The sequence below is a fragment of the Moraxella oculi genome, from assembly GCF_023336735.1.
GTDB lineage: Bacteria > Pseudomonadota > Gammaproteobacteria > Pseudomonadales > Moraxellaceae > Moraxella > Moraxella oculi.
Genome location: NZ_JAMBAQ010000010.1, coordinates 27,578 through 50,396 on the forward strand (window position 1 = coordinate 27,578; position 22,819 = coordinate 50,396).

Consider the following 22,819-nt stretch of genomic DNA (forward strand, 5'->3'; position numbering starts at 1 on the left):
ATTCAAGCTCATATCCTTTCATCAAATAAAATAAAGGTTATCTTATGGCAGATTTAAGTAAAATCACCGAAATTGAAGATTTACGCCGTGTCGCTGAGCGTAAAGTACCGCGTATGTTCTATGATTATGTAGACTCAGGCTCATGGACGCAGACCACTTATCGCAACAACGAAACAGATTTCGATCGTATTAAGCTACGCCAACGAGTGTTGGTGGATATGGAAGGTCGTACGCTTGCCACCAAGATGATTGGGCAAGATGTGCATATGCCTGTCGCCATCGCACCGACAGGGTTTACGGGCATGATGTGGGCTGATGGTGAAATTCATGCCGCTCGTGCCGCCGAAAAGTTTGGCGTGCCTTTCTCACTCTCAACAATGAGCATCTGTTCAATCGAAGATGTGGCAGAAAATACCACCAAGCCTTTTTGGTTCCAGCTTTATGTCATGCGTGATAAGAAATTCATGGAAAATCTTATTCGTCGTGCCAAAGATGCCAAGTGTTCTGCATTGATTTTGACAGCAGATTTGCAGGTGTTAGGACAAAGACACAAAGACATTAAAAATGGTCTTTCCGCCCCTCCTAAACCCACACTAAAAAACATCCTAAACTTAATGACGAAGCCACAATGGTGTTTTAACATGCTTGGCACAAAGCGTCATACTTTCCGCAATATCGTAGGTCATGCCGAAGGGGTTGGTGATTTGTCCAGCCTATCTTCATGGACAGCAGAGCAGTTCGACCCTCGTCTGAACTGGGACGATGTCGCACGCATCAAAGATCTATGGGGTGGCCCACTCATCATCAAAGGCATCATGGAACCAGAAGATGCCATCTTAGCTGCTCGCTCTGGGGCGGACGCCATGGTCATCTCAAATCACGGTGGTCGCCAGCTTGATGGCGCACCAAGCTCCATTTCTGCCCTAGCCGATTGCGTTCAGGCAGTACAATCAGAAAATGGTGCTTGCGAAGTCTGGCTAGACAGTGGCATTCGTTCAGGTCAAGATGTCCTAAAAGCCATCGCCCTTGGTGCAAAAGGTACGATGATCGGTCGCTCTTTCCTTTACGGCCTAGGTGCTTATGGAGAAGATGGTGTACGCCGCGCCTTAGAAATCATTTACAAAGAGTGCGACATCACCATGGCGTTTTGTGGACACACAAACATTCAGCATGTCAATGAAGACATTTTTATTAAAGGCACTTATGAAAACCTAAAAGTTAAAGAGCCACACATCACGCCAATCCGTTGGTAATCTTCAAAAACTCATCAGCCCCAAAAATCAAGTCAAATTTTTGGGGTTTTTATTCAAACTCTCTAGCATATTCATGCGAAATACCCCAGCATTCACCCCTTCATTTTGGCGAAAAAATTTACCGAAATGGGTGCCATCAACAAAGCCTAGCATTTCACCAATGGTATTGATGGAGTGCTGACTGTGTGCAAGCAACCGCTTAGATTCTAATAAAATTCGATCATTAATCAACCTTTTGGCAGACTTTTGAGCATGGGTTTGGCAGGTGGTATTTAGTGTTTTGGGTGTGCAAGCTAATTTATCGGCATAATACTTAACTTGATGGCATTCAAAAAGATGACACTCTAACAATGCCAAAAATATCAAATATCTTCGATGACTGGCGTCAACAGGAGGTGCTGGCATGCCAAAATACACCTGCAATCGATGTAAAAAAGCAGCCAGCTGCGATTGTAAGATGGCAATTTTTAACATGTGGTTATCAGTGTTTTTACCGCAATCAAACAGCTTGATGAACGCAGCCATTTCCGCCTTTCCATCATCATCAAAAATTTGGACATTTGGCAAGTGATCAATATCAATGCCCCTAGGCAAAAATTCATCTCGCCATGCCAAAATATAAGCATCTGCCTGATCACTCATGGACAGCTGATGCAAAGTGTTCGGCGGTATGAGTATCGCCTGCCCTACTGTCAAACACCTCTCTTGAAAGTCAATCATGTGCCATGCCGTACCTTGCGTGCAATAAAACCATACCCAAAATTCAAAACGATGCAGCCGCTCTAATTGCCCAAGCAATGCTTGAGAATGAGCATCATCACTGGTGGCAAATTGACGAAATGAACCGCAATTAAATTGTTGATTTGGCGATTTGGTTTGAATGTTAACAATGGTAATGGGTTTCATTTTTACCATAAAAAAGTTAGAATTTTACCTATTTTAACTTAATTTTTTATTTTAAAATAGCCAAAATTTTACGCATCACTTTTTTTTCATTCATGGCACTCCAAGACAACGGCTACATCTATAAAGCCGATGAGAAGCCTTTTATGGCAGGCTCACCAGCATCGCCCATGCACACAAGCGGACGCAAAATCGCTTATGTCATCATTGGCATTCTATTGATTTTTTGTGCAGGATTACAAAACGGTCTGATGATTGTTAATATCGCCCAAGTGCGTGGCGAACTTGGCTTGAGCGTCATGCAAGGCGTATGGGTGCAATCAGCCTATTTAATGAGCAATGCCGTGATGGGCATGATGTGGCTAAAAATTCGCCAACATTATTCCTTACAAAAATTCGTTCGCTGGACTTTGGTACTGATGTTCATCAGCAACATACTACAAGCCTTCGGCGGTCAATTTGAATTGGAAATCATTGCACGCTTCATCATGGGCGTAGGCACTAGCGGACTTTTGACTCTTGGCATGTTCTATGCCATGCAGACCTTTCGTGCAGGCAGTGCACTCATTCCCTTAGCATTGTCAGCAGGTCTCATGCAAGCGGTAACCAGTCTTTGCTACATGATATCACCCACAATTCTTGCAGATGGCAATTTAAACGCCATTTTCATATTTCAGCTTGGAATCACTCTGATCTGTTTGTCGGCGGTGATATACTTACCCTTACCCAGAGGGTATCATGAAGCATCTTTGACATGGCGTGATTGGCTTAGTTTTGGAGTATTTGCAGTAGGATTGGCATTGCTTTGTGGCTATTTAAGCCTTGGTAACTTGGTTTGGTGGAGTACAAACTGGCTTGGTTGGTTATTGGCAGGTGGTGTGGGATTCACAGCTCTGGCCTTATGGCTTGAAGCCCAAAGGAAGAACCCTCTCATTGACTGGCATTGGATTTCAGCACGACAAATCGCCTCTTTTTTGCTGATGGCAATGATGACAAGGGTATTCACCACCGAACAGACAGTAGGTGCTGGTGGCGTACTCGCCTTGATGGGGTTCAATACTGAACAACTGTATCACTATTATGCCATCATCTTTATTGCTTCACTGGCTGGCCTGGTCATGAGCATCATCACCCTTAACCCAACAGACATTCGTCGCAATACCATGATCGCCCTACTATTGATGGCAATCGGTGCCTATTTGGACATTGGCGTATCCACTCAGACACCTGCCACACACTTTTATGCCAGTCAAGCATTGATGGCCTTTGCTACTTTTTATTTTTCAGGTCCTGTCATGCTTGAAGGCATGGTGCGTGCGATTGCTTCAGGGCTTGAACAAATCGCAGGATTCATCGCCATTTATTCAGCAACACAAGTACTTGGCGGACTGCTTGGCAACGCCATTTTTGGTGCTTATGTTCAAATTCAAACTCAATATCATTTACAACAATTAACCACAAACATCGTCATAGACAACGGCATCATTCATACCCAAAACATCAAACAATCCATGCAATACGCCATCTTTGAGGCAAAAATCCTAGCATATAACGATTTGTTTTTTTGGATTTGGGTATTTGCCAGCTTAGGCTTTATGATTTGTTTTGTATTTTGGGCGTATCGTCGCCATCAAGGCATTAATGTGCTGGAAGTTGAAATGCAAAAATTAAAAGCCCGTCTTGCAAAAAGTTAACATTCCTAACCACACATGTAAGGAATCATCATGACAACCAACTCACACAATCAAACAAGCAGCGACACCGATTCGCTTGATAAGACAACTCAAAGCACAGCAACGGACCCCACAGCCACCCAAGAAGGTTGGCAACCCAAAAAGAAATCACCCGCCAAAAAAATTCTAGTGCTTGGACTGATCATTGCAGGCATATTGGGCATTTTATACGCTTATCATTTGCCACCATTTTCCCCAAAATTCATCGAAACCAATAATGCCTATGTGCGTGGTAAACCCGTACAAGTTTCTCCCAAAGTGGCAGGCTACATCAAAGAAATATTGGTACAGGACTATCAATGGGTGGAAAAAAATCAGGTCTTGGCTCAAATTGAAACCGATCAGTTTAAAATGAAAGTCGCCCAAGCAAAAGCAGGCTTAATTTCTCAAGAAAATGCACTTGGTAAAATCAAGCAGGCTCAAAACTCTGCTAATGCCAATATCGCCATGGCGGATGCTAATATTGAATCAGCAAAAGCAACCCTTGCTAATGCACAGGTACAATTTGACAGAATGCGTAAGCTGCTATCTGCCGATGCCATATCTCGCCAAGAATATGACAACGCCCAAGTTGCCCTTAAAAAAGCTCAATCCACTCTTAAACAAGCAACCGCCCAAAAACAAAGTGCCCTTCAAGAACTTGCGAATGTAGGCGTCAATAAACAAGGCAATATTGTTGCCATTGACAATGCCAAAACAGGACTTGAACTTGCCGAATTAGAATTGTCATACACCACGATTAAAGCCCCCATCTCAGGACAGCTGGGTGAAATCATGGCAAAACAAGGTCAGCTGGTGAGCGTAGGAACCAATCTGATGAGCATTGTTCCACCTGAACATTGGCTCATTGCCAATATCAAAGAAACAGAAGTCGCAAGCATTGCGATTGGGCAACCAGCACGCATTGAAATTGATGCCTTAGGCGGTAAGCAAGTACTGACTGGCAAGGTGGTACAAATTGCCCCTGCCACAGGTTCAGAATTTAGCACCCAAAAAACCGACCCAAGCACAGGTAATTTCATCAAAATCACCCAAAGAATACCTGTAAAAATTGAATTTGATGCCAATCAACCAACCGTTAACCAAATTAGCATTGGCATGTCAGCCAGAGTACAGATTGATAAAATTCACTGATAAAAACCCCCTCTAAAAAAGAGGGGGTTTACCTTATATCATTCTTTTATCTTAGAATGTTCCGATTAATTGCCACATCATTTGTATTTTTTAGATACCAAATATAATCCGATAATTGGTCCTGCCCAATATTATCTCGAATCATCATCGCCGCTTGTGCTCTTTGGTTGGCAGAAAGCTGTGCAGTCGCTTGCATGCTGACTGGTCCACCAACAATCACACTCGCACCGTCATCTGTCTTGACCGCCCAAACATCGTCAGCCCCAGAATTATGTAAAAACAGCCCAGAACGCTCTTGAGGTAAAAGGCGTGGATTTTGGCGTGCGATGATGCCAAAATGAGTACTGGGCGTCATTAGGGAGCGGACACCATTCTTTTTGGCTTCATCAGCAAGCCTATTGGCAGCATCAAATGCAAGCTGTATGGCTTTTTGCTGGGTCAGTCGCACTTTGATGTCATCGCTTGCTTGTGCCAAAGTCAAAGTTTTGGGTTCTTGATGATTAGATGGTTGCACCCAAACAGTTTTATCACCTAAAGTGATGTTGGCACTCACCGCCTGATCTTCAATCGTAAACTCATCGAATGCCGCTGCAATGACCGCAGGTTGTGATAAGACAGTATGATTATCTTGCTTTGGATAGTTCTTGATAGACTTAGCTTCCAGACCTGTTTGCATGGCAATGTCTGAGATACCCATACCATCAGTAGCCATCGTATTGATTTTTTCAATCAGATCATTATAGGCAATCTGTCGCTGATTACGCATCGCCATCTGCACCAGCTCATCATGCACGCTGTCAATCGTCAGACTGCCCGCTTTGGTCAATTTAAAGAATTGATAACCAAATTTTGTCTTGACAGGACGACTGACCTCACCGACTTTTAGACCCGACAATGCCAGATTTACCTCTGCTGCGTCGTTACCGAACACCGAAGGATTATACTGACCAATATACCCCCCAGACTCACCACTTGGGTCATCAGAGTAAGATTTGGCAAGCTCTTCAAACGACTCGCCTGCATCAAGCTTGGCTTGAACCTCATTTGCTCTATTTTGAGCATCAGCACCAGAAAGCAAAATTTGTGCAAGCTCTCGACCATCTGACACGCCATTTTTTTCTAAGTACACATCAAATTGTGCAGCAATATCAGCTTGGGTCGGCGGATCAATCTTAACATCATTGGGCGATAATTCAATGTAGGACAAATCCACTGATTCTGGTTGCACCAAAGCATCTTTATTGGCATTATAATAGTCATCAATCTCTGCTTGTGAAACACTCACTGATTGGGCATAATCTTGCCAATTCAGACGATGCACCCAAATCTCACGAGTTTCAGACTGCAAATCAAGCAAACGACTGATTTGTTCATCAGGATAAATCGCAGTACCCAAAATACCTGCGGTCAATTGACGAATGTTTAATTGTGTGCGAAATCTTTGGAACAACTCATCTTTAGTCAGATGATTTTGCTGCAAAAACATTGCAAAAATATCATTAGAAAATTGCCCATTTTGATGAAAGCTTTCGTCTTGAGCAATCAGGCGACTGATTTGCTCATCTGATATTGCCATGCCTAAAACATGTGCTTGGTTTTGTAATAATGCACGACCTACCAGCGTTTCAATCACCTCATCAACCAATACCTCTTCACGAATCATACTGGCATCATTGGTTTGTAACAACTGTGTACGATAACGATTAAGCTCGGATTGAAATTCATTCAGACCAATCGAAGCATCACCCACCCGAATCACTTCATGCGAGCCTAGTGCGCCACCCCCACCAATGCCCTGAACACCCAAAAATGCCATAGGCACCAAAATCAGCCCCATCGTAATCCGACCTGGCCAGCTTTGCAAAAAATTACGCAATTTTTCCATAACAAATCACTTTTTTCATCTACAAAATAAACCTTATCATAATACGCTAAAAAGACCAAATACTCAAAATTTTTTCGCATTTTTATGAAAAAAATTATTAAAGACTGCCTACCAGAAAAATAACAAAACACCCCTTGTTAACCAAGAGGTGTCAAAGCCGTTATTGCTTAAGAATGTTAGTTTTGTTGGCTACTTTAATCAGTGCGTCAATCAGTTGACCGCATCTTTAAAGACTTTACCAGCTTTAAAGCTAGGAATTTTACTGGCAGCGATTTGTAGCGGTTCGCCAGTTTTTGGATTGCGGCCACTGCGTGCAGCACGCTCTTTGATGCTAAAAGTACCAAAGCCAACCAATGCCACATTATCGCCACGCACCAATGCGTCTTGCACACTTGAAGTGAAAGCATTTAGTGCTTTTGCGGCTTGGTCTTTGGTCAGACCCGCTTCGTTTGCAATTGCATCAATCAATTCTGACTTATTCATGATCAGTTCCTCAAGATTAAGTGAAATAAAAATTATCAATAAGCACAAGAGTGCCTATCGCCTAGTGCATTGTATGATTATCATTGATCATTTACAAGGGGATAAGCATAAAAATATCATAAAATTTACAAAAAACAGTAAAATTTTGGCAAAGTTTGCTAAAAAACTCTTGTTTAACAGTCATCATTCATCTCATCGACCGACACATCATGATGAACATGGGTTTTGTGATGGGTTTTGTTATATGATAAAAATGATGGCAGCATGCAAGCGAATTGATATCAAGCGAATTGATATGATTTTATGTAGTTTCGGCTAAAAATCGTAGCTTTTTGCAAAAATCTGTAATTTTTTCACACAGTCATTTTGTTTTTTAGTCTTTTTAGGATACAATCACTCAAACATTAACAACGATTTTAAGTGTTAAACCTCACTTAAAACAATTTTAGGACGATTTCATGGCAGATAACCAAATTTTTCAAAACTCTCCACAAACCCCCAACCAAAATACCCAGCAACAACCCACAGGGGTGATCTCACAAGGCGTATTAAGCGTGGTGCTGGTGTTTTTAGAATCAGCCATGACACTCATGCTTAGGTTTAATCCAAAATTACGCCAGCTTGCCTACCCTTTGGTTCAAAACAATACAGTAGTCAGCATCCGCACTTATCTGCCTCATGTGCAAATATTTGCCACTTTCAACCAGCATGGCATTTTGCTTGACACTCAACTGCCTGACCATAAACACAGTGCAGACATCATGATCAGCGCATACAGCTTTGAGTTAGTAAACATGCTTAGTAGCCATAGCATACAAGCAGTAGAAAAGCTTCAAATTCGTGGCGACATTGTACAAGTCGCTCAGCTTAAAGAATTTCTAGTACAGCTTGGTATTGGTGGCGTGATTGATCAACTGTTGCGTAAATTTAGAAAAGCCCCTGAAAGCAAGCCCACAGCAGAAGATAAACTTAAAAAAATCAGCGAATTACAAGCTAAAATCTCTGAACAGTCTGATAAAATTGATGCCCTAAACACTCAAAACATTCGTTTAAGCACACAGCTGACCGAAGCCCAAACCAAACAAAAAAGCACCTTTGCAGGATTCATCATCGCCAGCTTAATTGCCATCATAGCCATTCTTTCACATTTTTTCATTGGGTAAGTTAGCACCTAAAAAAGCGTATCTTGACATATGGATACGCTTTTTTTAGGTCATTGTAAGTTGAAAAGCCGCCATCAATAACCACAGGCATTCATTTAAAAAATAACTTTAAATGAATGCCTAAAGAAAAGACATGATTTACTTTACCGATCCAAGAATTTGGCAAAAATCAGTCCATCAACACAAAATAATCTTGACCTATTTACTAGGAATTATTATAATAAGCAACAATAATTTTTACGATTGATTTTCTTTTTTTGAGTTTGATGCACAAAAGCAACTGGGCGATATTAGGTATTTAATATGCGTTTAACCACTCGTGGCAGATATGCAGTAACTGCTTTACTTGACTTGGCGGTACAAGAAAATCGTCATCAAGGTGCCGTTTCACTGTCTGACATTGCAAAACGCCAATCCATCTCCATCTCTTATCTTGAACAGCTATTTTCCAAGCTTCGCAAAAAAGGCTTGGTAAATAGCACGCGTGGTGCATCAGGTGGCTACCATCTTGCCAAGCCATTGCACGAGATTGATGTCATGAGCATCATTACCGCTGTTGATGAAAGTGTCAACGCAATGCAATGTGGCGGTAAAGGCGACTGTCAAGACGGTGCGATGTGCCTGACGCATGATTTATGGCATAACCTTTCTGCACATATTTCTGTCTATTTGAGCAATGTTACGCTTGACCAGTTGCTACATTCAAAAAACACACAGCTCATCGCCGACCGCCAAGAGCATAAGATTCGCCACGAGAAAAATGATAAAAAAGATCAAATCAATACCATCAACTTAATTGGGATTAATCCAGCATGAGCCAGCATTCCTTAATCTATCTAGACTACGCCGCCACTACTCCTGTTGCACAAGAAGTGGCAGATAAGATGGTGAACTACCTCACTTTTGACGGAGTTTTTGGTAACCCAGCCAGTCGTAGCCACGGCTTTGGTTGGCAAGCCGAAGAAGCAGTGGAAAACGCCCGCTTGCAGATTGCCGAAACGGTGGGTGCCGACCCAAGAGAAATTGTCTTTACCAGTGGTGCCACCGAATCAGACAATCTTGCCCTAAAAGGTGTGGCACATTTTTATCATCAAAAAGGCAAACACATCATCACAAGCAAGATTGAACATAAAGCCATTTTGGACACTTGTCGTCAGCTTGAAGAAGAAGGTTATGAAATCACCTATCTTGAACCCCAAGCGGGCACAGGCATCATCACGCCTAAGCAAGTTGAAGAAGCAATCAAAGAAGATACGATTTTAGTGAGTCTGATGGCGGTCAATAATGAACTTGGTACCATCACCGACATCGCAACGATTGGTGAGATTACTCGTAGTAGAGGCGTGTTGTTTCATGTTGATGGGGCTCAGGCTGTCGGTAAAATCAAAATCAATTTGGCTGACCTAAAAGTTGATTTGATGAGTTTTAGTGGTCATAAAATCTACGGCCCTAAAGGCATTGGGGCGTTGTATGTCAGCCGCAAACCCCGTGTACGCATCAAGGCTGAACAGCACGGCGGTGGACATGAGCGTGGCATGCGTTCTGGTACGCTTGCTACCCACCAAATTGTGGGGATGGGCGAGGCGTTTGCTTTATCCGCCAAACGCTTTGATGAAGACCACGCCCATATCAAAGCCTTGCGTGATAAGTTGTGGAATGGCTTGCAAGATATTGAAGAAGTCTATTTAAATGGCAGCTTAGAGTACGGTGTACCCAATGTTTTGAATGTCAGCTTTAACTTTATTGAAGGTGAAAGCCTGATGATGAGCCTAAAAGACTTGGCGGTATCATCTGGTTCTGCGTGTACTTCTGCCACCCTAGAGCCGTCTTATGTGCTGCGTGCCATCGGTCGCCCTGATGAGCTTGCTCACTCGTCCATTCGTTTTAGTTTTGGACGCTATACCACCGAAGCCGACATTGATGCGGTACTTGCTCAAATCAAAGATGCGGTCAATAAACTGCGGGAACTGTCGCCGCTGTGGGATATGTTCAAGGAAGGCGTAGATTTTAGTAAGGTTGAGTGGCAAGAGCATTAAAAAGCACGCCAAAAAAGTACGCTAAACCTTAACCAAAAAACGCCAATGGCAAATTAAAAATTGGCGTTCACCCAGCAGCCATAAAGTACTGGCAAATGATAAAAACACGGCTTTAACCAAACTGATAAAGCCAGTTAATTAAATATTTTAGGCAAATTTATTACCCAAAAGAGAGTAAACTATGGCATATTCAGACAAAGTGATTGACCATTACGAAAACCCCCGCAATGTGGGCAATCTTGACAAAAACGCCAAAAATGTTGGCACTGGTATGGTGGGTGCACCTGCCTGTGGCGATGTGATGAGATTACAAATCCAAGTCAGCGACAGTGGCATCATTGAAGATGCAAAGTTTAAAACCTACGGCTGTGGCTCTGCGATTGCATCAAGCTCACTGGTTACCGAGTGGCTTAAAGGCAAAACACTGGGGGAAGCTGCCGCCATCAAAAATAAAGACATTGCCGAAGAATTGGCGTTGCCTCCCGTCAAAGTGCATTGCTCAGTATTGGCAGAAGACGCCATCAAAGCAGCGATTGAAGATTATCAATCAAAAGCATCTTTAGCGTGATTTTTTGATTGGCATGACATAACTTGACATATGATAAAACCCAATAATCAGTCGTGAAGAATTGTTGTTGCAGTTTAATACACCAGGAGAAGTAATGATTACTTTGACAGAACGAGCAATTACCCATGTCAAAGATTTTTTGGCAAACCGTGGTACAGGCTTAGGCATTCGTGTGGGTGTGCGTACCGCAGGCTGTTCGGGTCTTGCCTATGTGCTTGAATTTGTAGATGAACCCAATGAGTTTGATGAGCGGTTTGACAATGATGGTGTCAGCGTGTTCGTTGATCCAAAAAGCTTGGTTTATCTTAGTGGTTTGCAGATGGACTATGTTACCGAAGGCTTAAACTCAGGCTTTAAATTCATCAACCCCAACCAAACTGGCGAGTGTGGTTGCGGTGAATCTTTTACCGTTTAGGTGCCACATGCAGTCAAATAATCATTTTTTTGAAATGTTTGGTTTGCCAATTGCCTTTAAGGTTGACCAAACTGCCTTAAAAAACAGCTTTTTGCAATTACAAAAGCAACACCACCCTGACCATGTCAATGACACAACTTCTGCCGAAAAAAACACCGCTTTGATCAATCATGCTTTTGACATTCTTAGCAACCATGACAGTCGTGCGGCATATTTACTTGAACTGGCAAATGTTGATTTTAACGCAGATCAATCAATTTGCGATGAGTCATTCTTAATGCAGATGATGGCACATCGCATGGATCTGGAAGATGCCATTTTAGAGCAAAATTTTGAGCAGATTCAAGAAGTGGGCATGCAGGTGAGTAAGCTATTGTCTGACATTGCCGAGCAGTTTGATTTTGCATATCTGAATCAAGATTGGCCTGCTGCCAAAACACAAGCTCAAAAACTCAAATTTTTAAGCAACTTACATAAAGATTGTATGTGCGCACTTAGCCAATTGCCAAATCATTCAGATGATGATTTGTATGTTTAATCATCAATTAAGCACATAAATCGCTTACCACAGCACAGTCAAACCCATTTCTTAAAACAGTCCGCCAAAATTGATGCCAATAATGATGCAAAATTATGGTAAAATTTAAGCCGATCAAACATTAAAAATAAGTTTCTGCCATGTCTTTACTTCAAATCAGCGAACCCAATCAATCCGCCAAGCCTCATCAGCACCGCCACGCCATCGGCATAGATTTGGGTACAACTCATTCGCTGGTTGGGGTTGTCCGATCAGGTCGTGCCGATGTATTGCCTTTTGGCGACACACCTTTACTACCAAGCGTGGTCTATTATGGCGATAAGTCTGCCACACCGATTGTGGGTCAGACTGCTCTTGGGTTCAATGATCCTGCCAACACCATCATATCAGCAAAACGATTCATGGGGCGTTCTTTGGCAGATATTAAATTTAGCCACCCTTACACACTCGCAGGTCAAGAAAACGCCATGCCAGTTTTCATCACCGCACAAGGTGAGAAATCCCCTGTGGAAACCTCAGCTCACATCTTAGCACGATTGTACACTCATGCCAAAGCTGCTCTGCCGACAGATAGCATTCAAGGAGCGGTCATTACCGTACCTGCGTATTTTGATGAAGCTCAACGCCAAGCCACCAAAGATGCAGCGACCAGTGTTGGTTTGAATGTCTTACGCCTATTAAATGAACCGACAGCCGCTGCGATTGCTTACGGATTACAATCCGCCAAAACAGGCACCTATCTGATTTATGATTTGGGAGGTGGGACTTTTGATGTGTCGCTATTATCACTTAAAGATGAGGTATTTGAAGTACTTGCCACAGGTGGAAATTCAGCTTTAGGTGGTGATGATATTGACCGATTGATTGCTAATTTTTTCATTAAGTCAGCAAATATTCATCCCAAAGATGTGGATAATACCCAAAAATCTAACCTATCTCATCTTGCCAAAATATACAAACAAAAGCTTTCTGAACATCAAGCCGTATCGGTAGAAATTGAGATCAATGGTAAGCCTTTTAGCACCATATTAACCAATGACATCTTAAAACAAATTTGCGAACCTGTGATTCGACGCAGTCTACAAACTTGCCAGCAAGTACTCAGCGATGCTCAACTGGATAAAAGTGAGATTAATGAAGTCGTGCTGGTTGGTGGCTCAACTCGCATGCCAATCATCAAAGAAGCTGTGCAGAATTTTTTTGGCAGGCAGCCTCTTTGCTCCATCAATCCTGATGAAGTCGTCGCACTAGGAGCAAGCCGCTTAGCCGATCAACTCATCAACAAGAACGAAAATAACTTACTGCTGCTTGATGTAACACCCTTATCATTAGGACTTGAAACAATGGGTGGGTTGACCGAAGTCATCATCCCAAGAAACACGCCCATTCCAGTGGCACGCCGACAAACTTTCACCACGCACGCAGACGGTCAGACAGGCATGGTCATTCATGTGGTGCAGGGCGAAAGAGAGACCGTAGCAGATTGTAGAACCTTGGCAAAGTTTACCTTAACGGGAATTCCACCGATGAAGGCAGGCTTGGCTCGGATTGAAGTTACTTTTACTATTGATGCCAATGGACAGCTCACCGTATCCGCCATGGAACAAACAACCAAGGTAGCAAGTCAAGTGAATGTCATTCCAAGCTACGGACTTAGCGAAGAGCAACAGGAGGCGTTGTTAACAGCAGGTTTTATGAATGCGGCAGCAGACAAAGAAAAGCGAATGCTCATTGAGGCACAAGTGGAAGCCGAGCGTGAGATTTTGGCTTTACGATCAGCCTTATCTGAATTTGGAGGATTGCTTGATGACACAGTCAAAGCCGAACTGAACAGCAAAATCAATACTGTTACCGATGCCATCGCCAGTAACGACAAAACAGTACTCAAACAAGCAATTAAGGAATTAAAGCCTTTATCAGATCACTTTGCATCCATCATCATGAATGAAAATGTCAAAGAAGCACTGTCTGGCACGAAAACAAGCGATTGGTCTTAACACCTCCTTGATTACCAACCAATAAAGAGATTATTATGGCAACCATTACTGTACTCCCCCATCATGAAATCTGCCCAAAAGGTGCGACTGTTGAGCTTAATGAAGGAGATAATTTGCTTGAAGGACTGCATAAGCATGGCATAGAGATTGAGCATGCTTGCGATTGCTCGAAAGCCTGTACCACTTGCCATGTTGTCATTCGCGAGGGTTTTGATAGCTTAGATGAAATGGATGATGTTGAAGGTGATTTGCTTGACCGTGCATGGGGGCTTGAGCCAAACTCTCGCTTATCTTGCCAATGTTTTGTGGCAGATGAGAATTTGACTGTTTATATTCCAAAGCACACACTCAATCACGCCAAAGAAGGTCATCATTAACCTACATGCACTAAAAATCCTAAAGAATTGGGTTTTTAGTGCATGACTGACATGCCTTAATCCAGATAAAGCTTAATTGGCAAAGATGCACCCAAACATGTCGGCACTTTCCCAAGTACCAAAAAGCCTTGAGCAATCATTGCCAAGGTAAATGGCACCAACGCATGTTCCAACTTTTGCACTCTCAGCCGCAATCGCTCTGGCGTGTCATCAACATTAACACTTAGCACCGCTTGCGTCAATACCTCACCTGCATCAAGCTCAGCCGTTACCAAATGTATGCTACACCCATGCCATTTATCACCAGATTTAAGTACTCTTTCATGCGTGTCCAATCCCTTGTAGCATGGCAATAGCGACGGATGCAGATTAATCATCGCACAGGGCACACTTTGAATGAATTCTGCCGACAGTACTCGCATAAAACCTGCCAGCATCACCAGATCAGGCGACCATTCGTGCAACAGTTTGGTTGCACGAGACTCAAAGGTACGAATGCCCATCTTCTTACCATTTTCCACATGCGACAGCACCACGGTACGCACACCAGCATTATTGGCTCGTGTGATGGCGTAGGCATCTGCCACATTGCTAATGACACCAACAATTTCGATGGGAAGCCTATTTGCCTGCATGGCATCAATCATTACTTGCAGATTTGAGCCACTGCCAGAGACTAGCACAGCAATTTTTAATTTTTTCATGGTTAATCATCAATCAAAAAAAAGACCATCAAACATACATTTGACGGTCTGATGGTAACAATTAGCGATACACGACTGCACTGCTCTCACGAGATGCAATATGACCAATCACCCATGCCGTTTCACCCTGCTCTTTTAAGAAAGCAAGAGTCGTATCTACCTGTTCTTGTGGCACAACCAAAATAAAGCCCACGCCACAGTTAAAGGTACGGTACATTTCTACCATTTCAATATTACCGCCCTCTTGTAGCCATTCAAAGACTTTTGGTAGTTGCCAGCTGCTTGTGTCGATTTGAGCTGCCAAATCATCTGGCAGGACACGCGGCAGATTTTCGGTCAAGCCACCACCTGTGATGTGTGCCATCGCATGAATATTGCTGTTACCAATCGCCTTTTGTAGAGCATTTACCGATTTGACATAAATGCGGGTAGGTTTCATCAAGGCATCGGCTAAAGATTCTTCGCCCAGTTGCTCGTTGACCACATCGGTATTGGTAACTTCAATGACTTTACGCACCAATGAATAGCCATTGGAATGTACCCCGCTAGATGCCAGTGCAATCAAAACATCTCCTTCGACCACATTCTTACCTGTGATCACCTCAGACTCCTCAACCACACCAACACAAAACCCTGCCAAGTCATAATCTTCATCTTGATACATGCCAGGCATTTCAGCCGTTTCACCACCAATTAACGCACAATTAGACAGCTTACAACCATCACCAATGCCCTTAATCACCGCTTCAGCCGTATCAACATCAAGCTTACCTGTGGCATAATAATCTAAGAAAAATAATGGCTCAGCACCACAGACTAACAAATCATTCACACACATCGCCACCAAATCTTGACCAATGGTGTCATGACGATTCAAGTCCAATGCCAATTTTAGTTTGGTACCGACACCGTCCGTACCAGACACCAGTAGCGGCGATTGATAACCTTGTGGAATGCGACACAATGCTCCAAATCCACCCAAACCGCCCAGCACCTCAGAGCGTGCCGTTGCCTTGGCAACTGATTTAATACGAGAAACCAACGCTTCACCTGCGTCAATATCCACACCTGCATCTTTATAGCTTAATGAATTTTGCTGTGTCATGAAAAACCCTTGGATAATATTATCAAACATGATGTCGCCAATTATAACAAAAAAATCATCTAAAAATCTGATAAAAATCATGATTTATGAAAATTTGTATATTTTTTTTAATTTGTCTGTATTTTTGTCGTCTTTTTCATTATGATATGCACCAACATCTTGATATTACTGATAAATGGTTCTTATGAGAGCATTTTCCATTGACCCTTTTTTTCGTCGTCTGTTCATTGTGACGGCATTATGCTTGTTCTTATACGCATTATGGCTCATGCGTGTGGTCATCGCACCTTTCGCTGCCGCTTTTATTTTGGCATATTTTTTAAACCCTTTGGTTAATATTTTTAGTAAATTCCTACCCAGAATTTTAGCAATCACCGCAGTATATCTGTCCATCAGCCTAGCCATTGTGATATTGGTGATTTGGCTTGCACCCATGCTATGGGCACAAATACAGCTGGCTTGGGCAGCGATACCTGAGTTATTAAAGTGGTACAACACCACCCTTAGACCCTGGCTTGGGCAATTCACTCATTACCGCATGCTTGAAATCAATCTTGATATGATTTCAAGCGAGTTGGCTACTTATGTTCAAGCCAATTATCAAGTGGCCGATGCCCAAACCATCATCAAAAGGATTCTAACTTCTAGTGCAAGTGCCGCTAACAGCATTGGTCTGCTCATCATGATTCCAGTTCTAACCTTTTATTTTTTGACAAACTGGAATGAACGCTTGCAAATTTGGCAAAACGCCCTACCAAGAGATCATGCAGGAAAAATCATCGAGATTGCCCAAGACTGCCATCAAGCACTGATGAATTTTGCCAAAGGTCAATTCACCGTCATGGTGTTACTTGGTGTGATCTATGCCGTACAATTAGAACTGATCGGATTAAAATTAGGATTGATCATTGGTATTGGTGCAGGGATTGCCAGTTTTGTGCCTTACTTAGGCTTTGGGATTGGCATCATTGCGGCATTTTTGGCAGGGTTTTTTCAGTTTGGTCTTGACTGGAAGCACTTATTACTCATTGCTGGTGCTTTTGGAGTTGGTCAGATTTTGGAAGGTTATGTCCTTCAACCCCTATTACTTGGTAATAAAATCGGACTGTCAGCACTGTGGGTTATTTTTGCCGTACTTGCTGGCGCATCATTATTTGGATTTGTTGGCATGCTCATCGCCCTACCTGTATCTGCCGTCATCAATGTCTTGTTCCGCCATGCCTATGCCGCCTATTTACAGAGCAATTGGTATCTTGGTGTCAAGCAGTTAAAGCTTTGGTAACATCAAGTAATCGCCATTAAAATATGAGCAAATTAGATGAAAAATAACAATTTTACTTGCCAATATTTCTAAAAGTATGCTATACATAGCTAAAAATTTACCGTATGCAACAACAGACAGATTTTTGACTGATGAATGATTTGATACAACCGTCACTCAATCTTGATTTAAAACAAGATGCTAGCTTATCCGACTTTGACGGTATGGGGGTTATGCCAGTATTGACCGCCATTCGTGAACTGTGTGTCGGCAACTTGCGAGAGATTTTTATCATCGGCGAATTTGGCTTTGGCAAGACGCATCTAGCAGCAGCTGTTTATCGTGAGTATACCCAAAACTACAAAAAAAGTGCCATCACTCTTAGCCTAGGTGATCTGATTGATAACGATGAAGATGTCGGTGCACTCATTGGTCTTGAAATGTTCGACCTCATCATCATTGATGATTTGCATCTGGTACAGCGTAGCCGTGAGTGGCAAGAAAGCTTATTCCATCTAATCAACCGAGTTCGTGAGCAAAATAGGCAAATGATATTTTTATCAGACAGTCCTGCTCGTGAGCTGGAAATCGGCTTGTTGGATTTGATGACTCGTTTGTCGTTAGCACCAACCTTTCGTCTACCAACCAATGAAAGCATTGAAGATAGGCATGCATTATTAGCATCAATTCTCCGGCGTAAAAACTGGCGATTACCCAAGCAGATTTTTGATTACATCATCCATCATGGACCGCGCAATGCAGGCGACATGATTTTAATCTTGGATAAGATATCACCATTATTAACACACCTATCACGAGTGCAAGTACCAAAGAAAAAGATTGATGAAGCAAAGAATATCATTGAAAGGGAAACATTCTTGCTTGAAATTTCCGAACACAAGCTTGACAGCTAAAATCTCAAAGCTTGCACTCGTCTGATATTAAGGAAACTCATGAAAAAGCTTACCCTACTCTTTATTTTTGTATTAACAGCAATAAACGCCAGTGCAGAAGTCCGCCTTTTGGTGGATGATAACATCAAAGTGATTGCCATTAATGGTCAAGAGATTCGACACGGCATGCTACAACCATCACAAAAAGAATTCAAACTACATTCAGGGCGACATGCCATCACGGCACGGTATGATCGCATGTTTGACCTACCTCGTGGAGAACACGATCACCTAAAATCTGGCAACATGACTCTAACCGCCGATCTTAAAGACAATCAAACCTATCAATTGGTCATGCCAAATCAACCCAACGCTTATGCTACTGCCAAGACATTTGCAAAAACACCAGTACTTGCTTTGAGTCAACATGGACAGATTCTAACTCAACAACACTTGATTGATGAGCAACCAAGCATATTAGGCAACATCACTCACGGTATTGGCAATCTGCTTGGTCGTGGTGAGTATGGCTCATCATCTCACGACCAGCCAATTTCTGCACTTGATGATACAAGCACCTTGACACCCAACACTCCCAAAATCACAAATAACCTAGATGAATTCATGCGAATCTGGCTCAATGCCAATCAAGAAGAAAGAGAAAAGATTCGTCAATGGATAAATCACTAACCAAACTGACATCATTACCCTATTAGCCAACCACAAAAAACCCAATGTCATCACATTGGGTTTTGGCATTGAATCGGTTTTTTGGCTTATTCACCAATAACAGAAACATAGCGACGGTTGAATTGACCTTTGGTTTCAAATTTTACTACACCATCAGTCAGAGCAAATAAAGTATGGTCACGACCCATACCCACGCCTTCACCAGCATGAAATTCAGTGCCACGCTGACGAACGATGATGTTACCTGCGATCACGCCTTGACCACCAAATACTTTCACACCAAGCATTTTTGGGTTAGAATCACGACCGTTACGAGTAGAACCTGCGGCTTTTTTGTGTGCCATGAGAATATCTCCTATATGGATGCTTCATCAAACTCTGATAAAGTCATCAATGATGGTTTAAGCGTTGATTGCTTTGATTTTTAGTTCAGTGAACCACTGACGGTGACCTTGCTCTTTATGGTAATGCTTACGGCGACGATGCTTGACGATGCGTACTTTTTTACCACGACCATGCTCAATCACTTCTGCTTCAACGCTAGCACCAGCAACAATAGGCTGACCAATTTTGATGTCAGTACCATTGACGATCATGAGTACATCTTCAATTTTTAGCGTCTCGCCTTTTTCAGCTTTAATTAGCTCAACTTTCAAAGTCTCACCAACGCGAACACGATGTTGCTTGCCGCCACTTTTGATTACTGCGTACATTTACTTCTCCGAAAAAACCTGTGTGCCGTGGCCACCCCTTGATGACACTTGATAACGAACACGACTAGGATACAAAATTAAGCGAATATTCTAACAAAACAATCATCACAAAACAAGAAAAAAATCATGCCCATGGTGATTTTTTAGCATCTATCAAATAAACACTGACACAACTTTTACAAAAAAACATTTCATTACTTTAAAAACACCACATCATTTGATAGTTCATTACCAGAAATATCATCAGATGGATAATGCACACAAAGCAACTCACCAATATCCGCAACGAGTCCAAGCAGTGCTTGTGCAAAACACCCCTGCTGACACATCATCAAAGCTTTTTTTGTCAGTTCCTGCCAAAGCATTTCATCCACACATCCGTCAATGCCCCTATCGGCAATGATTTCCAAATCATGCTCACACACATTAACATAAATCATCACTCCTGTATTTTCAGCGGTATCCCACACACGATGCAAAGCAAACAGCTCAAGTGCTCGTTCACGGCAACCCATGTGGTAAGCCTGAGTGATGGGCAGATGATTTTCAATGAGTAAATAAATCTCACCACGATGGCCCAACTCTGCCTGAGAAATGGCCGCCGTCAATGACTGACGCACTTCATCATTAAGCCAGCGATTATGCAAAACGGGAATGAACATAAGCTGTCGCCAAAGTCGAGCCAGGCTTTTAGATGATTGAATGTGTTGCATAAATATCCAGTCAATTTTTAACAATTTGCTTATTATTGTCGTCTGATGATACAAATCAGTGTCATCAGTAACTGTGTTAAGTTTGGTGATCTGCACCCAACGCCATTCATACTTGGCATACAGTCACCACGAACCTCCAGCACCGCCGCCGCCAAAACCACCGCCGCCGCCACTAAATCCGCCTGAACCAAAACTACCGCCAAAACCACCGCCAGTTGGCGGGATTACAAAACCGCCACCACCTCGCCCAGAGCCACCAGAACCACCCTTAAAAAGCAGTAAAAACAACCACAATATCAAAGCAACAGGAATGATCATCAGACCTGTACCAAACATCAGGCCAAAGAAAATCACACCACCCGCTGTCATGGTAGCACCCAGCAACCTACCTAAAAAAGAAGTCAAAAATGAACCAATGACGAACCCAAAAATGAACAATCCCATTAAGGGCATCTCTGCACCGTCTTCGTCATTTGCATGTCTATTGATGTCCTGACGCTGCAAAGTCTGTGGATCGGCACGCAATCGCTCACTGATACTCCCAATCGCCGCTGATAGCCCTTGAGCATACTGTCCTGTTTTAAATGACGGGGCAATGTCATTGCGAATGATGCGACTGACGATGGCATCTGGCAACACGCCTTCAAGACCATAGCCTGTCAGAATGTATAGGTTACGATCATTGATGGCAACAACAATCAACAAGCCCTCATCTGTATCCTGATGACCTAATTGCCAACGGTCAGCCAGTGCCATCGCATAGTCAAAGATTGGCATGCCCTGCGTACTAGGAATGATGACAAGAGCTGCCTGTGCCAGTTTGTCATCATATAATGCTCTTAACTGCTCACTTAAATGCGCCTTTTCACTGGCACTTAAAATATGGGCAGCGTCCACGACAGGCTCATTGAGAATGAGCTTATCATGACTGATGCTACGAGCAGAGACCTTGGGGGATGTTACATCATGAACATTGATGCTTATTGGCCGATCTTGCGTAGGCTTGGACATGGTTTGGTTGGCGACAACAACAGCTGCCATATCATCAGCAAAATCAGACGCATCGGTCGAATTGGCAGACGCCTGTAACGAGAGCATGCATAGGATCACTCCCAGCATCTTTGACGACAGCGACATCTTATTGCCCTGCAGCAGCTGTTTTGGTGCCATGAGCATTGGCATTATCAAAATTGACACTTGGTGCCGTTGAAATGGTATTGGCATTTTCTACCGTGAAGTTGGCTTTTGGATTCATGCCAAAAACCATCGCTGTTAAGTTGGTTGGAAATTGGCGAACGGTGGTGTTATAGCCTTGAACATCTTGAATATAACGCTGGCGTGCTACCGTAATACGATTTTCCGTACCTTCAAGCTGTGATTGCAAATCTTGGAACAACGAATCAGCTTTCAATTGTGGGTAATTCTCCGATATCGCCATCAAACGAGATAATGCGCCTGTCATCTGTGCTTGCACCTCTTGGTACTGCTTCATGGCATTTGGATCATTAAGCATCTCTGGCGTTACTTGGATGCTGCCTGCTGCTGCACGAGCCGATGCCACTTGGGTGAACACGCCTTGCTCATGCTGTGCATAACGCTGAACAACAGAAACAAGATTTGGCACAAGATCGGCACGCCGCTGATATTGGTTCATTACTTCCGACCATGAGGCATTGACCTGTTCATCTTGAGCCTGAAGCTTATTATAACCACATCCTGACAACACCAATGAGCTGACCAATAAAGTGGTCATGGCAAACTTTCTAACAAAATTCATTGATTTTCCTTAACGATTAAATAAAAAACAAATCAACGCCAATAAAGCACTGGCAAATCAGCTTAACACAACCTGTTAAGTGTCAACTGACACTCATCTGTTTCATTAACGACAGTCAAGCGTCATTCGCCAAACTCACGACAATCATAACACAAAAAATCAATCCTAAGACAAAATGCACCAAAAAAAGCATGAACTCATACAAAAAGACAACAGCATCACCAGCCTTGCCCAAACCGATTCTTGGCTTATGCCTTACTCATTCTCATGTGATCATCAACCAATCAAAAAAATGGTCATATAATGATGAAAATTTTGTTGATATTTATCGGTTATTATGATAAATAAGGCTTTTTATAAAAAACTGCTAAAAATTGAAAATTTTAGTAGAATTTGTTGCAAAAATATGGCAAATTGCAACAAAAATTTCATACAATTTGGTAAAAGCAATGTCTTGATGTGATGTTGCAAAAAATTA

The 22,819-nt window shown here is 42.6% G+C and carries 24 protein-coding genes; 14 read left to right on the forward strand and 10 right to left on the reverse strand.

Annotation, left to right across the window (positions count from 1 at the left end):
• Positions 1–44: 44 nt before the first annotated feature.
• Positions 45–1,253 (forward strand): alpha-hydroxy acid oxidase, encoded by a 1,209-nt coding sequence (locus M2R47_RS05895; protein ID WP_249100311.1) that lies wholly within the window; start codon positions 45–47, stop codon positions 1,251–1,253.
• 27 nt (positions 1,254–1,280) lie between these two features.
• Here M2R47_RS05895 and M2R47_RS05900 read toward each other — a convergent pair whose 3' ends face one another.
• Complete coding sequence (locus M2R47_RS05900) at positions 1,281–2,159, reverse strand: AraC family transcriptional regulator (protein ID WP_249100316.1); 879 nt, start codon at positions 2,157–2,159, stop codon at positions 1,281–1,283.
• Positions 2,160–2,251: 92 nt separating this feature from the next.
• Between M2R47_RS05900 and M2R47_RS05905 the strand changes: the two genes are divergently transcribed.
• Both M2R47_RS05905 and M2R47_RS05910 read left to right on the forward strand, forming a co-directional pair.
• Positions 2,252–3,850, forward strand: coding sequence for an MFS transporter (locus M2R47_RS05905; protein ID WP_249100317.1), 1,599 nt, complete (start codon positions 2,252–2,254; stop codon positions 3,848–3,850).
• 30 nt (positions 3,851–3,880) lie between these two features.
• Complete coding sequence (locus M2R47_RS05910; RefSeq protein WP_249100320.1) at positions 3,881–5,023, forward strand: HlyD family secretion protein; 1,143 nt, start codon at positions 3,881–3,883, stop codon at positions 5,021–5,023.
• A 46-nt stretch (positions 5,024–5,069) separates the two neighbouring features.
• Here the strand turns inward: M2R47_RS05910 and M2R47_RS05915 are convergent, their stop codons facing one another.
• Together M2R47_RS05915 and M2R47_RS05920 are read right to left on the reverse strand one after the other, a co-directional pair.
• Positions 5,070–6,908 carry a SurA N-terminal domain-containing protein gene (locus M2R47_RS05915; RefSeq protein WP_249100322.1) on the reverse strand — a complete coding sequence of 613 codons (1,839 nt, stop codon included), beginning with the start codon at positions 6,906–6,908 and terminating at the stop codon, positions 5,070–5,072.
• Positions 6,909–7,118: 210 nt separating this feature from the next.
• Complete coding sequence (locus tag M2R47_RS05920) at positions 7,119–7,391, reverse strand: HU family DNA-binding protein (RefSeq protein WP_249100325.1); 273 nt, start codon at positions 7,389–7,391, stop codon at positions 7,119–7,121.
• 458 nt (positions 7,392–7,849) lie between these two features.
• Between M2R47_RS05920 and M2R47_RS05925 the strand changes: the two genes are divergently transcribed.
• From M2R47_RS05925 to fdx, 8 genes are all read left to right on the forward strand, one after another.
• Entirely contained in the window at positions 7,850–8,554 is a 705-nt protein-coding gene (locus tag M2R47_RS05925; protein WP_249100327.1) for a hypothetical protein, read from the forward strand.
• 303 nt (positions 8,555–8,857) lie between these two features.
• Entirely contained in the window at positions 8,858–9,370 is a 513-nt protein-coding gene (locus M2R47_RS05930) for an Rrf2 family transcriptional regulator (protein ID WP_249100329.1), read from the forward strand.
• Positions 9,367–10,590, forward strand: coding sequence for an IscS subfamily cysteine desulfurase (locus tag M2R47_RS05935; RefSeq protein WP_249100331.1), 1,224 nt, complete (start codon positions 9,367–9,369; stop codon positions 10,588–10,590). Before M2R47_RS05930 ends, M2R47_RS05935 begins: the two co-directional genes overlap by 4 nt.
• Before the next feature lie 181 nt (positions 10,591–10,771).
• On the forward strand, positions 10,772–11,158 hold the full coding sequence (gene iscU, locus M2R47_RS05940; RefSeq protein ID WP_249100334.1) for a Fe-S cluster assembly scaffold IscU: 387 nt from the start codon (positions 10,772–10,774) through the stop codon (positions 11,156–11,158).
• Positions 11,159–11,252: 94 nt separating this feature from the next.
• Entirely contained in the window at positions 11,253–11,573 is a 321-nt protein-coding gene (gene iscA, locus M2R47_RS05945) for an iron-sulfur cluster assembly protein IscA (protein ID WP_249100336.1), read from the forward strand.
• A 7-nt stretch (positions 11,574–11,580) separates the two neighbouring features.
• Positions 11,581–12,111, forward strand: a complete 531-nt coding sequence (gene hscB / locus M2R47_RS05950) for a Fe-S protein assembly co-chaperone HscB (RefSeq protein WP_249100343.1) — start codon at positions 11,581–11,583, stop codon at positions 12,109–12,111.
• Between the two features lie 140 nt (positions 12,112–12,251).
• Entirely contained in the window at positions 12,252–14,108 is a 1,857-nt protein-coding gene (gene hscA / locus M2R47_RS05955; protein ID WP_249100347.1) for a Fe-S protein assembly chaperone HscA, read from the forward strand.
• 35 nt (positions 14,109–14,143) lie between these two features.
• Positions 14,144–14,485: an ISC system 2Fe-2S type ferredoxin gene (gene fdx, locus M2R47_RS05960; RefSeq protein ID WP_249100350.1), complete on the forward strand. Its 342-nt coding sequence runs from the start codon at positions 14,144–14,146 to the stop codon at positions 14,483–14,485.
• Between the two features lie 56 nt (positions 14,486–14,541).
• On the opposite strand, the gene purN is transcribed toward fdx, so the two are convergent.
• Positions 14,542–15,189: a phosphoribosylglycinamide formyltransferase gene (gene purN, locus M2R47_RS05965; RefSeq protein ID WP_249100353.1), complete on the reverse strand. Its 648-nt coding sequence runs from the start codon at positions 15,187–15,189 to the stop codon at positions 14,542–14,544.
• 61 nt (positions 15,190–15,250) lie between these two features.
• Positions 15,251–16,294 carry a phosphoribosylformylglycinamidine cyclo-ligase gene (gene purM, locus M2R47_RS05970; protein ID WP_249100355.1) on the reverse strand — a complete coding sequence of 348 codons (1,044 nt, stop codon included), beginning with the start codon at positions 16,292–16,294 and terminating at the stop codon, positions 15,251–15,253.
• Positions 16,295–16,478: 184 nt separating this feature from the next.
• On the opposite strand from purM, the gene M2R47_RS05975 reads away from it, so the two are divergent.
• From M2R47_RS05975 to M2R47_RS05985, 3 genes are all read left to right on the forward strand, one after another.
• Positions 16,479–17,576, forward strand: a complete 1,098-nt coding sequence (locus M2R47_RS05975; RefSeq protein ID WP_249100357.1) for an AI-2E family transporter — start codon at positions 16,479–16,481, stop codon at positions 17,574–17,576.
• 131 nt (positions 17,577–17,707) lie between these two features.
• Complete coding sequence (locus tag M2R47_RS05980) at positions 17,708–18,469, forward strand: DnaA ATPase domain-containing protein (protein WP_249100361.1); 762 nt, start codon at positions 17,708–17,710, stop codon at positions 18,467–18,469.
• A gap of 39 nt (positions 18,470–18,508) precedes the next feature.
• Entirely contained in the window at positions 18,509–19,138 is a 630-nt protein-coding gene (locus M2R47_RS05985) for a DUF2057 family protein (RefSeq protein ID WP_249100364.1), read from the forward strand.
• Between the two features lie 86 nt (positions 19,139–19,224).
• On the opposite strand, the gene rpmA is transcribed toward M2R47_RS05985, so the two are convergent.
• From rpmA to M2R47_RS06010, 5 genes are all read right to left on the reverse strand, one after another.
• Positions 19,225–19,482: a 50S ribosomal protein L27 gene (rpmA, locus tag M2R47_RS05990; RefSeq protein WP_249100367.1), complete on the reverse strand. Its 258-nt coding sequence runs from the start codon at positions 19,480–19,482 to the stop codon at positions 19,225–19,227.
• 57 nt (positions 19,483–19,539) lie between these two features.
• Positions 19,540–19,851 carry a 50S ribosomal protein L21 gene (rplU, locus tag M2R47_RS05995; protein WP_249100370.1) on the reverse strand — a complete coding sequence of 104 codons (312 nt, stop codon included), beginning with the start codon at positions 19,849–19,851 and terminating at the stop codon, positions 19,540–19,542.
• Positions 19,852–20,045: 194 nt separating this feature from the next.
• Positions 20,046–20,564: a TPM domain-containing protein gene (locus tag M2R47_RS06000; RefSeq protein ID WP_249100372.1), complete on the reverse strand. Its 519-nt coding sequence runs from the start codon at positions 20,562–20,564 to the stop codon at positions 20,046–20,048.
• A 123-nt stretch (positions 20,565–20,687) separates the two neighbouring features.
• Positions 20,688–21,734: a TPM domain-containing protein gene (locus M2R47_RS06005; protein ID WP_249100375.1), complete on the reverse strand. Its 1,047-nt coding sequence runs from the start codon at positions 21,732–21,734 to the stop codon at positions 20,688–20,690.
• A complete protein-coding gene (locus M2R47_RS06010) occupies positions 21,703–22,341 on the reverse strand; it encodes a LemA family protein (protein WP_249100378.1) in 639 nt (212 codons plus the stop codon). The genes M2R47_RS06005 and M2R47_RS06010 overlap by 32 nt, the downstream gene beginning before the upstream one ends.
• Positions 22,342–22,819: the final 478 nt, after the last annotated feature.